10 protein-coding genes are annotated in these 13,215 nt (G+C 53.4%); all 10 read right to left on the bottom strand.

Annotated elements, in window-relative coordinates; all coding sequences use genetic code 11:
- Nucleotides 1-30: 30 nt before the first annotated feature.
- Nucleotides 31-1,005 (bottom strand): type II secretion system protein, encoded by a 975-nt coding sequence (locus tag WHS88_11060; protein MEJ5260716.1) that lies wholly within the window; start codon nucleotides 1,003-1,005, stop codon nucleotides 31-33.
- 32 nt (nucleotides 1,006-1,037) lie between these two features.
- Nucleotides 1,038-1,637, bottom strand: coding sequence for a hypothetical protein (locus WHS88_11055; GenBank protein ID MEJ5260715.1), 600 nt, complete (start codon nucleotides 1,635-1,637; stop codon nucleotides 1,038-1,040).
- 39 nt (nucleotides 1,638-1,676) lie between these two features.
- A complete protein-coding gene (locus WHS88_11050) occupies nucleotides 1,677-2,666 on the bottom strand; it encodes a type II secretion system protein (GenBank protein MEJ5260714.1) in 990 nt (329 codons plus the stop codon).
- Between the two features lie 42 nt (nucleotides 2,667-2,708).
- Nucleotides 2,709-3,962, bottom strand: coding sequence for a type II secretion system F family protein (locus WHS88_11045; GenBank protein MEJ5260713.1), 1,254 nt, complete (start codon nucleotides 3,960-3,962; stop codon nucleotides 2,709-2,711).
- 65 nt (nucleotides 3,963-4,027) lie between these two features.
- Nucleotides 4,028-5,620 (bottom strand): ATPase, T2SS/T4P/T4SS family, encoded by a 1,593-nt coding sequence (locus WHS88_11040; protein MEJ5260712.1) that lies wholly within the window; start codon nucleotides 5,618-5,620, stop codon nucleotides 4,028-4,030.
- A gap of 421 nt (nucleotides 5,621-6,041) precedes the next feature.
- On the bottom strand, nucleotides 6,042-7,181 hold the full coding sequence (locus WHS88_11035) for a type IV pilus twitching motility protein PilT (GenBank protein MEJ5260711.1): 1,140 nt from the start codon (nucleotides 7,179-7,181) through the stop codon (nucleotides 6,042-6,044).
- A 19-nt stretch (nucleotides 7,182-7,200) separates the two neighbouring features.
- On the bottom strand, nucleotides 7,201-8,916 hold the full coding sequence (locus WHS88_11030) for a GspE/PulE family protein (GenBank protein ID MEJ5260710.1): 1,716 nt from the start codon (nucleotides 8,914-8,916) through the stop codon (nucleotides 7,201-7,203).
- 67 nt (nucleotides 8,917-8,983) lie between these two features.
- Nucleotides 8,984-10,225: a competence/damage-inducible protein A gene (locus tag WHS88_11025; protein ID MEJ5260709.1), complete on the bottom strand. Its 1,242-nt coding sequence runs from the start codon at nucleotides 10,223-10,225 to the stop codon at nucleotides 8,984-8,986.
- A gap of 23 nt (nucleotides 10,226-10,248) precedes the next feature.
- On the bottom strand, nucleotides 10,249-11,301 hold the full coding sequence (locus tag WHS88_11020; GenBank protein MEJ5260708.1) for an alcohol dehydrogenase catalytic domain-containing protein: 1,053 nt from the start codon (nucleotides 11,299-11,301) through the stop codon (nucleotides 10,249-10,251).
- Between the two features lie 377 nt (nucleotides 11,302-11,678).
- A complete protein-coding gene (locus WHS88_11015) occupies nucleotides 11,679-12,959 on the bottom strand; it encodes a TIGR02710 family CRISPR-associated CARF protein (protein ID MEJ5260707.1) in 1,281 nt (426 codons plus the stop codon).
- Between the last annotated feature and the right edge of the window lie 256 nt (nucleotides 12,960-13,215).

Below are 13,215 nucleotides of genomic sequence, written 5' to 3'. Positions count from 1 at the left end.
AAACGCCTCCTGAATTGGGGCTTGACGCCGTTAATAGTCAAAATTGGTAATGTCGTCCTTGGTGCCGTACAGGCCGTCCCAGCCGGCGGAAATCAGCAGATACTTGTTTGCATTAAAGGGCTTATAGAACGGACGGTCCGGCTCGCTACGCTGAGTAATCTGCTCATAAAAGACCTGGGCCTTGCTTTTGGAAGGATTCTGCGGGTCGGTATAATGAGCCGCCGCTACGGAAGGGTTGTCCAGCAGCGGAAGGTCCGTCACCGCCGCATTATCAACAAAACTGTACGTCCACTTCTGCATATCCGCCACGGTCGGATTGGTAACCGTGTTGCGTCCCGCTGCATCCAGACGAAACGGCTGCGTCGCCGACCGATTGGCCTTAAAATACAGAATCGGCATCCCAACCCGAACGGTCTGGCCGTTCGACAGAGAAACGGTCGAGCGTTTGAAGGTATCCGTAAAGACCGGTGCCCTTCGGGCCGGGGAAGCAGCCCCCTGCGAATCATAAATGCGGGACGAACCATTATTCCCCTGCCAGAGTTCATAAATCGTAAAGACATCCACATATTTCAGTTCCGCATACGGCCCTTTGCGGCGATTGCGGCTCACTTCCGATGTGGAGTCATAAAAAAAGTAATCCGCATTGTTTATCTTCGTCCCCTCGGGACTGTACGCCGCATCATTCGGGGCATACCAGCCCGTCCGCGGCTCCAGACCGGCCTCATCCCGACCGACCAGTGCTTCGACCAAATGCTGGGCCCCGCAGACCTGATTGGCGGCGGCAGGATTGGGCAGCACTTTCGAGTCGGGATAATCATCAAAATCCTTGCTGAACAGCTCCAGCCCGATTTCCATCGAGTGAAAGACGGACTTCTGCCGCAGACCTGTGGAAATAATCTTCGTTTTGCGGAGCCCTACGGTCAGCAGCCCCACCAGCATCGAAATAATCGCCACCACCACCAGCAGCTCAATCAGCGTAAAGCCGCCCGCTCTTTTCTGTTTCATTTCCATAACTGTTTCTTTCCCATTAGCCGCCTTTACGGCTGCGGATTGACGACGTTGTCCTGTGCCGTCTCAAACATTTTATCCGGACCGGCGGAAGTCAGGATCGGAAACGAATGCACAGCCGAATCATATTCATACCGAATCGGCATCCCCCACACATCCACAAAGCGAATCAAATCCGTCGGAGTACTGCCGGTCGGAATCTCAATCAGAAGCACCCGCCCGGTCGCATCCTTATTGGAAAGAAACCGGTCCAGAAGCGTTCCGATAATCGCCTTGCTGTTGGGACTTCGATTCAGAAAGTAATACAGCGCCTCGCTGGACCAGGCGGCTTCCCCGAGCGTTCCGGTCCAATGTACCGCCGGCGGAAGAATCCGGGTGGCAGCCGCTCCAACAGCCGCATTAAAGTCCGCCTGCGTTCTGACCTGCGGCACATACGCCCCGTAATCGTTATAATACTGCTCAAGGGCTGTGGCCAAAACGGCCAGCGTGCTTTCCGTCAACCGGATTTCCGACTGCCTTTTCAGATGCACCCCCAGACCGCTGAGTGTCCCGAACAGAAGCAGTACCACCGCCAGCGTCACCAGCACCTCAAGAAGAGTCATCGCATATCGTCGGGGCGTCAGGAACATACTGTCTCCGTCCGGAAGGTTCAGCGGGAACACAGCCGGTTATTCTTTGCCCTTTTCTATGTTCAGGACATCATCCGCCGTGCCGTACAGTCCATCCTTGCCGGCGGAAATCAGAATATAAGACTCCGCTCGATACGGACGCTTGATGCCGTCCGGAAACGACGTGGTTCGGGTCGCCGTCTGGACCTGCTTGTTCAGAATCATCTCCTCAAACCGCTGCAAGTCCGTCAGAGTCGTGCCGGTCCGCAGAGGATGCAGAACCGCCGTCCCCTGTTCCGGGTCCCCAAGCGCCAGCAGCCGCTCATTGTCCCAGTAGTTGTAAATATCATCATTCTGCGCAGGATTCTGGTCGCTGCCTCCAAATTCGTTGCGCGTATAATCCTGAAACTTGTAGGCCGTGCGAGCCCGGTAATACAGAATCGGCATGCCCGTCTTCTTGCCGGACTGTCTTTTCTTGGCATACACATCACACAGCAGGAAATTGAACCGGTTGAAAGCACCCCAGTTGACATAAATGTCATCGATTCGATAGGCGTTCGCATGTTCCAGATCGATATATTTTTTGCGAACATCGATATTCTGAGAACCGGTTTCCACATAGACGCCGGGCACATTGATCCCGTTGATGGGGTCATAAATCTGCACAGCCCCTGCTCCGACTCCCACCCCGTCCAAATCATTCATACCGCTGGCCGTGAAGCCCGACTTCGGATGAAACCCGAGCAAATCCTGTCCGACCATCGCCTCCGCAAGTTTTGCCGCACCGCCGTAAATGGTCGGGTCAATCGGATGTACCGGGACTCGATACGAATTTTCATCGGATTCCGGATAGACGCCGAAGTCGTTTTTGAACATCTCCAGGCCGACATCTATGCTGTGAAACTGGGCCTTCTGCTGAATCTCGCGGGAATAGTCCTTGACCATATTCAATGCCGGCACCAGCAGCCCGATCAGCAGGGCAATCACCCCCATTACCGTCAGCAGTTCCACAATCGTAAATCCGCCTTTTCCCCGTCTTTGTCTGTTCATGAATTGTTCCTTTCTGATTTGTATTGATAAATGCGTTTGAAATTACATCAGCACCTGAATGACCTTCACCATCGGCAGGAACATCGCCACAACGATGGTGCCGACAATCAGGCCCAGCGACACAATCATAATCGGCTCCAGCAGACTCATCATCGCACCGACCATCACATCGGCCTCTTCATCAAAATTGTCCGCCACCTTCATCAGCATCTTGTCCAGATCACCGGTTTCCTCTCCGACATCCACCATGTTCACCACAATGGAGTCCACCGTCTTGGACTGCCGCAGCGGATTGGCGAACGTATCGCCCTGCCGAATCGCCTGATGCACCTTTCCGAGCATCGCCGAATAGACTTCGTTGTCCGCCGTTTCCCGCGTGATGTTGATGGCCTCCAGAATCGGCACACCGGCCCCGATCAGCGTCGCCAGCGTTCGCGTCCAGCGGGCGACCGTCGTCAGGTAAACCAGACGGCGAATCACCGGCAGATGGAGTTTGAGCCAGTCGAGAGCATAGCGGCCATATCGAAATTTCCGCAGAAACTTAAAAAACATAATCACGAAAAACGGGGAAATCGCCACCAGTCCGGCATTCAGCCCCTTGTTGCCCAAAAGCCACTGGCTCAGATTCAGCAGCCCCTGCGTCAAAGCCGGAAGCTTCTCCTTGCCGTCGCTCATGTCCGTCAGCACCGTGGAAAAGGTCGGAATGATGAAAATCATCAGCCCCAGCACAATCAAAAACGCCACGGTCATCACCACCACCGGATAGACCATGGCGCCCTTGATTTTCGATTTGAGCCGCTCGGATTTTTCCATAAAATCGGCTACACGAGCCAGAATCACATCCAGCACGCCGCCCACCTCGCCCGCCGCCACCATGTTGACAAACAGCCGGTTGAAGGTCTTGGGATGCTTGGCCATCGCCTCCGACAGCGTCGAGCCGCTCTCAATATCATCCGCCACGTACCCAATCACCCGTTTGAGCGTGCCCGACTTCTGCTGTTCTTCCAGAATGCGCAGCGAACGCAGAATCGCCAGACCCGCATCCTGCAGCGTGGACAGCTGACGGGCGAACTGCGTAATCTGCTTGGTTTTGACCTTGCCGCCGGAACGCCTTCGCCGCGGAGCCGCCGCCGTCTCGGCCTTGGCCTTTTTGGCGGCCCCCTGCGCCCGGACCTTTGTGGGGAAAAGCCCTTTGCTGCGGATTTTGCTGATGGCCTCTTTGCTGCTGAGGGCTTCTATCTCGGCCTTGACCTCATTGCCCTTGGCATCCAGCGCTGTGTATTGAAAAATCGGCATATTCGTTTACCTCCGAATAAGAACCGTCCCAACCGCAGGACTCGGCTGAATCCTGCGCCGCTTCCTCACGCCTCCACCGCAATCGTTTCCCGGGCCACCTCATCCAGGGTGGTGATTCCGCTGTAAATCAGCTCCAGGCCGTTCTCCCGAAGCGTCTTCATTCCTTTGCGGCGGGCCGCCTCCCGCAGAACCGCTGTCGAGGCGTGGTTCATAATCAAATCCCGAATTTCATCATCAAACGTCATAATCTCAAAAATGCCTGTTCGGCCGCGATAGCCGGTGTTGTTGCACATATCACAGCCGCGACCATAATAGAATTTCTTGCCCTCCGCATCCTCCAGCGTCAGCCCCAGTTCCATCAGCTGCTCTTCCGTCGGCCGGTATTCCGTCTTGCAGTTGGTGCAGATGCGCCGCACCAGACGCTGGGCGATAATCCCTTCCAGTGTGGCCGTCACCAGGAAGGTTTCCAGCCCCAAATCCAAAAGACGGGCGATTGTGCTGGGAGCATCGTTGGTGTGAAGCGTCGTAAAGACCAGGTGACCGGTCAGAGACGCCTGAATGGAAATCTCCGCCGTCTCCAGGTCTCGAATCTCACCGACCATCACGATATCCGGGTCCTGACGCAGAATCGAACGCAGACACTTGGCAAACGTCAAACCGATTTCCGGCCGTATCTGGACCTGAATCAATCCGTCAATGTCGTACTCGACCGGGTTTTCCGTCGTAATAATCTTGGTTTCGACCGAATTGAGCTCCTTCAGGGCCGAATAGAGCGTGGTGGTTTTTCCGGAACCGGTGGGACCGGTTACAATCAGAATTCCGTTGGGCTTGTTAATCAGCTGGCGGACAATGTTCAGGTCCCGTTCGGTCATTCCGAGCATATCCAGCCGCAAATCGACCTGTTTGCGGTCCAGAACACGCAGCACGACACTTTCGCCGAACATGGTCGGCAGAATGCTCACACGAAGGTCCACCGGATTGCCGCCGACCACCAGCGGGATACGGCCGTCCTGCGGCAGCCGACGTTCCGCAATATCCAGGTTGGCCATAACCTTAATTCGGCTGGACAGCGCCAGCGCAATGTGCTTCGGCGGCGGAACCATTTCATAAAGAACCCCGTCGATTCGATACCGCATCTTAAACTCATTTTCGAACGGCTCGAAATGAATGTCCGAGGCTTTGTCCTGAATCGCTTTCAGCAGCACCAGGTTCAGCAGTTTCTTAACCCCTGTGGAATCCGCCGCCTCCTTCAGCTCATCCAGGTCAATGCTCGCATCCCGCCCCTGAAGCGATGCCAGCCCCTTGTCGCTTTCTATTTCGCCGATGAGCTCCGTCAGACTCTCATCTTCTTCTGCATAATATTTATTTAAGGCGGCATTCAGGGCATCGGGGTCAGCGACCTTGGCCTCGACCGTAAATCCCATCAGGGTGCTCAAATCATCCGTAGCCCGGAAGTTGTCCGGGCTGTCGAGAGCAACGGTCAGGTGATTACGCCGGCTGTCATATTCGATGGGGAGAATCCGATAGGTTTTGGCCATTTGAGCCGGAATCTGCTTGAGAACTTCCTGAGGAATATCAAGACTATCTATGTCTATATACTCCATTCCCCGCTGGCCGGCTAAGGCGATAGACAGGTCCCTTTCTTTAATCAGACCCATCTCAATAAAAATTTGACCGATTCTGACCTTCCCTCCTTTTTCCTTTTGAATCCGAAGGGCTTCTTGGACCTGTTCTCGAGTTATCAGGCCCATTTTTATCAGAATTCGACCTAATGTCCTACCCTTGAGTTCTTGTACTGGAGGCAGCTTAGCCATCGGTTATCTCCGCCTTAAAGCCGATAATATCGACTCCTTTTAAATTATACGACCCTATAAATACGAGTTCAAACACTTTTTAAGTTGGACATCTGGCAGACAAGAAGAAAAAAACCGCCTATTTTCGAAGATATGATGGGAAAATCCCGTTTAACGATGGAAAACAAACCCAAAGATTCCGGAATGATAAATGCAAAAAAATAAGGATTTTCTTTAAATAAAAAACATGGACATCTGGCAAATAAAAAAGCAATAAAGCAACCATTTATGATGTCTTCAAGACCGGTCCATATTCTTCTTCCAGACTCTTGCCTTTGAGTTTGCCCTTCATCGAGACTCCCATCTCTTTTTCGGCCTTTTCTAAAAGGTCACCTGGGTTTCTCGCATAATCGAGCATCGTTTCAAGACTTATTTTCTCGCTTTTCCACAATTCCCACAGGTGATCATCCAACAGCTGCATCCCGAGTTTTTTCCCAATCTGGATGCTCGACTCAATACGATAGACCTTATTTTCACGAATTAGGTTTGAAATAGCCGGCGTGACTACCATAAACTCATAAGCCGCCACTCGTCCCTTCGGTATGCGGGGACAAAGGGCCTGACTTAACACGGCAATCAGGTTGGTGCTTAACTGGACGCGTATCTGCTCCTGCTGACTGACCGGAAATGCGTCAATAATTCGGTTCACTGTCCCTTGGCAGCCGGTCGTGTGAAGAGTTCCAAACACAAGGTGTCCGGTTTCCGCCGCCGTAATGGCCGCTTCCATCGTTTCCAAATCCCGCAATTCACCCACCAGAATCACATCCGGGTCCTGACGCAGCGACCGGCGAAGGGCTTCCGCAAACGTCGGAACATCAATTCCCACCTCACGCTGGTTGATAATTGATTTCTTATGCTGGTGGTAATATTCAATCGGCTCTTCAATTGTTATAATATGAAGGTCCAGATTCTCGTTAATATAATTAATCATGCTCGCCAGCGTCGTCGTTTTTCCGGAACCTGTCGGACCTGTCACCAAAAACAGTCCTCTCGGACGCCGGCACAAAGCCGCACAAATCTTCGGCAGCCCAATCTGCTCAAACGTCAGCAGTTCCGATGGGATCAAACGAAGCACCATCGAAATGTGCCCTTTTTGACGGAAAACAGCCGTACGAAACCGTCCGGCATCCCCAAAAGCAAATCCAAAGTCCGTGCCCCCCACTTCCTGCAGTTCCTGCTGGTTTCGCTCCGGCGTGATGCTCTTCATCAGGGCTACGGTATCTTCCGGCTCCAGCACTTTTGTATCCAAAGAGCGAAGACGACCGCTGATTCGCAGCACCGGAGGCCGTCCCACGACCAAATGCAGGTCCGAACCGCCCATCTTAATACACGCTTCCAGCAACCGGTCAATATGCAGTGAAGGCATAATTCTGTCCCTAAATCCTCTATGCTGTATCGATTACAAGACCTTCCGCCTGAGTGACATTCGACACTTCCTGCGGTGTTGTAATACCCTTGAAAACCTTAATTCGTCCGTCCATCAGCAGGGTCTTCATCCCGCTGGCCCGAGCCGCTTTTCGAAGCTCCGTTGTCGGCGCCTTTTGAAACGCCAGCTCACGAATCTGGCTGTTCATTTCCATCATTTCAAAAATGGCAATTCGCCCCCGATACCCCGTTCCCTGGCATCGACTGCAGCCGGCCCCTTTATAAATCGGGTGCCTGCGGAGATCCTCCGGCGTAATACTCAAAAGCCGCAGATAATGCGGATCGGGTTTCTCGTCTATCACTTTGCAGTTCTTGCAGATGGTTCGGACCAGCCGCTGCGCCATAATCGCCTGCACCGAACTGGCCACAAGGAAAGGTTTGACCCCCATATCAATCAGACGGGTAATGGCACTGGGAGCATCATTGGTGTGAAGGGTGCTGAAGACAAGGTGACCTGTAAGGGCCGCCTGAATCGCAATATCCGCCACCACACCGTCACGAATTTCACCGATCAGGATGATGTTCGGCGACTGACGCAGCATCGACCGCAGAATCTTTTCAAACGTCAATCCGATTTCCGTTCGGACCTGACACTGATTGATTCCGCTGATGTTGTACTCCACCGGGTCTTCCGCCGTGATGATTTTCTTGTCCGGACGGTTCAGCTCCTGCAAGGCGGCATACAGCGTCGTCGTTTTTCCGCTTCCGGTCGGCCCCGTTACAAGAAAAATACCGTTGGGCCGTTTGATGATGCGTATAAACCGCTCATAATCTTCCGGCTCAAAACCAATCGCCTGAATACCGATATTCACCGAATCCGGACGCAGAATACGCAGAACGGTGCTTTCCCCGTGGTAGCCCGGCAGACAGGACACGCGGAAGTCAATATCCTGATTGTCAATCCGCCTTTTAATACGCCCGTCCTGCGGCAGCCGCCGCTCGCCGATATCCATCCCGGACATAATCTTGATACGAGCCAGAAGCGGCGCCTGCATGTTCTTGGGAATGTTGTCCCGTTCAATGCAGACCCCATCAATGCGGTACCGTATCCTCACGCGGTCGGCCATCGGCTCAATGTGAATATCACTGGCCCGCATCTTGACCGCCTCGTCGATAATCAGGTTGACCAGGCGGATAATCGGTCCTTCATCCTCCTCAGAGGCCTGAGCCCGCCGCACCTCCGCCTCGATAGCATGCCCGGCCTCCGCCAGCTCCGCCGCCGTCGCATCAATGCTGCTGCGGACCTCATCCATCTTGCGATTGATGTACGCATCAATCTTGCTCGGACTGGCCAAATAGCACTCCAAATCCGAAGCCAGCCGGAATCGCAGAAGGTCCAGCAGTTCCAAATTCATGGGGTCCGGAATAATAATTTTCAGCCGGCCGTTTTCCTTCCCCAGCGGAAGGACACGATGCTTTTTGATGATTTCTTCCGGAATCAGACTGCGGACATCGGAGGGGATATCAACCTGATCTAAATCGACATAATTCATCCCGAATTGACGGGCCAAGGCCTGCATAATCTGGTCTTCTGTGGCAAGCCCCATCTCCACAAGCGTTTCGCCCAAACGCCGGTTCGTCTCCTTGGCTTTCTTGAGGGCTTTAATGAGATTGGGTTTGTCCACCCACCCTTTGGCGTATAGGATTTCGCCTAAATGTCTGCCGCTTTTGGCCATAGTTCCCCTGTTTGAGACTACTTTCGACGTTCAGAAAAGTTCAGTATAACAACTTTTTTCGAAACAGTCAAACCCTCAGTTTCAATCGCAGCCAATTCAAAGCCGTCAAAGAAGCACGCTGACGCACTGCCTCTCGTCCCACGGGGGCAAACCGGAAGGTCTGGACCTCTGTCCGGCCCTGCATGAAGAGGCCGATACAAACCATCCCCACCGGTTTTTCGGGCGTCCCGCCTTCCGGACCGGCGATACCGCTGATACTTAGGGCGGCATCAACCCCGCTTCGCTGGGCGGCTCCGGAAGCCATCGCCGCCGCAACCGGCTCCGAGACCGCACCATATCGCTGAATGAAATCCTCTGGAACCCCCAAATCCTGGATTTTGGCCTCATTGCTGTAGGTCACCCACCCGCCCCAAAAGTACTCGCTGGAGCCCGGAATATCCGTAATCATCTTGGCCAGCAGCCCCCCTGTACAGGATTCGGCCACGGCCAGTTTCCATCGTTTTGCTTTCAACAGGCGCCCAACAACCTCCGGCAGAGTCTGGTCATCATACCCATAAACAGCATCCCCAAGCAGCTCGGAAAGCTGCCGTTTATCGGCCTCAATCAGATGTCGGGTCGAGTCAGGGTCCGGCGCTGCCGCAACAATATGCAGGAGCACATCGCCACCCTGAACCGTCGTATTAATCTGCGGATTACGGTCTCGCCGCATCAAATCACCCAGTTTTTCCGCAATAACGGATTCCCCAACCCCAAAACAGCGGACTTTCCCCATCTCAATCACGTCTGTTTGGCCGTCAGCAACCAGTTCCGGACAAACACTGTCATCAAACATCGACATCATCTCGGCCGGCACACCCGGCAGACAAAAATACCGCTTGCCCTCATGCTCCGCCGCAATCCCGCATGCCGTCCCCTTTGGATTCGCCAGGGCCTTTGCTCCGCAGGGCAGATACGCCTGGACCCGATTCGTGGACGCCGTCTTCAGCCCACGCCGCTCAAAAAACGCTTCAATCGTCTGCCAGATATCCGCTCGAAACTCCAAAGGCCTGCCCAAAAACTCTGCCAGTGCAAACCGCGTCAGGTCATCGGCCGTCGGCCCCAATCCCCCCGTTAGAATCACCACATCGCTTATCCGAGAAACCTCACCCAAAACAGCGGCAATAGCCTCTTTATCATCCGGCACCAAAACGACCCGACAGGTCTGAAAGCCCAGCCGCAAAAGCCGCCCCTGCAGCCAGTTCGAGTTCGTATCGACACGCTGGCCGTTCAGCAGTTCATTTCCGACGGCAACAATCGAAGCGCTTTTCATTCCCTTTGAAAAACTCCTCGCAGTTATACTTCAATGAGGGCCTTGATGACCCCATCCCGATAGTCGCAGACAAGCTCAAAAGCCGATGGGGTCTGCTCAAACGAAAACCGATGAGTCAGCATATAATCGACGTTCACGCGGCCTTCCGCCACCCAGTCAATCGCTTTCTGCGTGCAGTGATTCTGCCGGCGGACATTGATCAGCGTCAGCTCCTTCCGACGCATCCGGTCCGGAACAAAACTGACGCGCTCCTCCCGGGGGATTCCCACGAGCATCAGACGCCCGCCGGGGGCCAGCAGGTCCACCCCCTGGTCCAGCGTCTGCTGCTGGCCAGCACATTCAAACACCGCATCCAGCCCCAGCGGCTCGTGCCGGAGGATTGACGAGGGGATATCCTGAACAAGCGGGTTGCCGTACCAAATCGCCCCGGCCCGCTCCGCGGCCTTCAGGCGGGCCTCGATTTTGTCCGTTACATAAATCCGCTCGACGCCGGCCGCCTTGGCCGCCTCCAGCACCGACAGCCCGATAGGGCCGGACCCAAGAATGGCAATGCGTGCCCCCGCCTTCAAGCCGGCCTGCTGCACCGCATAAATCCCGATAGCCAGCGGTTCGCACAAAACCGCCTGCTCGAGGGTAATTTTGTTCTCTGTCGGAAAGCAGCTGTCCTCCGGCATCACGATATATTCGCAAAGGCAGCCGGAAACCTGCCCCGGGCAGCCCAAAAATTTCTGGTTTCGGCAGGTATTGATGCGTCCCTGCCGGCACTGATCACACCGCCCGCAGGCAATCAGCGGGTCCACGGCAACCGCCTGCCCCGGCCGCACACGCCGAACCTCCGGCCCGACCTGCTCCACGGTGCCGGCGCATTCGTGGCCGACCACAAACGGGAACTCGACCACCTGGCTGCCGATTCGGCCGGTTTCGTAATAATGCACATCGCTGCCGCACACCCCGACCGCCCGCACGCGAACCAGAACATCCCTTGGTCCGCGGAGCGTCGGACGGGGCACTTCCGCCATTTCGATTCGCTCAATCCCAGTCAGCAGCTGGGCCTTCATCGACAATTGATTCGCCAAATTCGTTCCTCCGGCTGTTCTCCGCCGGCTTTGTAACAAGATTCGCAGCGGGAACAATCCTTGCAATGACTCCCCAACGCGGGGTCCAAAGGAGGTATTATAAACCAAAAGCAGCGTCGACGGCACCAAAAAAATTCCGCCGGTTTTTCGGGCAGTTCACAGCTTGAAATGCTCCATCAGCTATAAACCAGTAGACAAACAAGGCTGAAACCGGTGAGACCGGCAACGTTTATAATCAACCAGGCGGTGACTTTTCTCTGAATAACTCAAGGCGGAGAAATTGCCATCTGAATTCAGCAACTGAAGCTCAGTCGGACAAAACGCCGGATTCCCAATCCGCAGGTTAGAAGTCAAATTATAAGGCGTGGAGTTCTCCGTTAAACCGGTAGCTGGATAAACTGTACAGCTTGCGGAAAGTTTTGTTTCTCCTCTTGATTTAAAATATGCTCCATCAGTAATGTCTCCAGCGTTTTCAGCAACTCCTGCACTTCCTCTTTTTTAGCGGGCTGAGTACCGTGGGCCAGCCAGGAACGGTTTCTTTTTTCCAGAGATTGAGCGAGCGGGCCTTGCGGCTTCTTGAAATCACCGTCCTTAAAATAAAGCGGCTGAAGAAAGTGTGCCCAGTCATCCTGAAGACGACATAAGAGTTCCAGAGCGTGATACAACCCGAGTTTCGCTGATGGTTTCTCTTTGTCTCTACGGGAGGAAAAGGAGAGGCGTTTGATAAAGTCCTCCGGAATATTCATTGCCTCCAGCTGTTCAAGCGTTACTGAAGATGTTTTGACATTATATTGTGTGAACAGTCTGAATTGGAGTAGGTATTCGAACGCACGATAAAGACGCGAAAGGGCGTCGTCATAACGGCCTTGTTTAAAACGACGTTTGGCATTGGCAAACAGATCATAAAGTCGCTGAGAAGACCATTCGTTTTGATGAACACTTTCACAGAATTTTGCAGAGAGTTTTATCTGCTCGACATCCAACATCTTTTTCAGTTCCGAAGAATCTTTGGCTGCTGCTCTAAGCTCAGAGGTTGCCGACTGCCAGCAGAAACGTTCCCAGCTGCCGTATGCCTTGGCCAGAAGTACAAGGTCACGAGCCAGCATTTGAATATCTTCACTGATATCGACTTTTCGGGTGTACTCTTCCGCCAGATGAGCAGCTGCCTCAAATTCCCCATGATTAAACAGCAGCATAGCCCGCTGAAGGTTTTGGCGGGCATAAATCTGAGCCGGGTGCAATACCAGCACATCGGTAGAAACCTCTACTCGGCCGGTCTGATCCCGTGGCCCGGTAATGTAGCTGACCTGTTTCACGCCGAACGTGACAGCGGCGGCAAACAATGCGGCACTCATGGCTTTGGTACCGCTTGTAAAATCGGCAGCGATTTCTTCTTCAGGAGCAATTTGCCTGAGAATCTTCAGGTATTCATTATACAAAAACTCTACGTTGTCTTCATTGCCTATTGTATAGGGCTGAAAGGGAACTTCGATTGAGTTCAGGGCTTCCTCAATAAAAGGTAAGGTTTGGTCGGCTGTTTTAGGGGAGCAAAATAAAATCACTTTCTGCGGCTGGTGTCTCTTGATTGAAAAAACGAGTGCCTCTGCAATATCTCTGCCTGTACGGCCAGTACCAACAGTCATTACTAGTGTAAGCATTCCAGAAATCCTTCTTTGGGGTTCGTGCGGTACAAAAATAAAGGGTTTTAAGAAAAATGTCAATAGGGCCGTCTCAAAACCTTACTCTTTGCAAAACAATGCAGGAACTAGAGACCAGACTTCGTCAGTCTAAAAAGCCCCGAAATCCGAAACTCGAAATCCGAAATTGAACATCCGAATAAATTAACCACGGATTTCACGGATGACACGGATTAGGAAAGGAAAGAAAAAAGGCACCGAAAGAGAAAAGCAAATG

The sequence above is a fragment of the Anaerohalosphaeraceae bacterium genome, assembly GCA_037479115.1.
GTDB lineage: Bacteria > Planctomycetota > Phycisphaerae > Sedimentisphaerales > Anaerohalosphaeraceae > JAHDQI01.
Note: the sequence above shows the minus strand (reverse complement) of the source record. Positions and strands in the feature narration are given on the sequence as shown.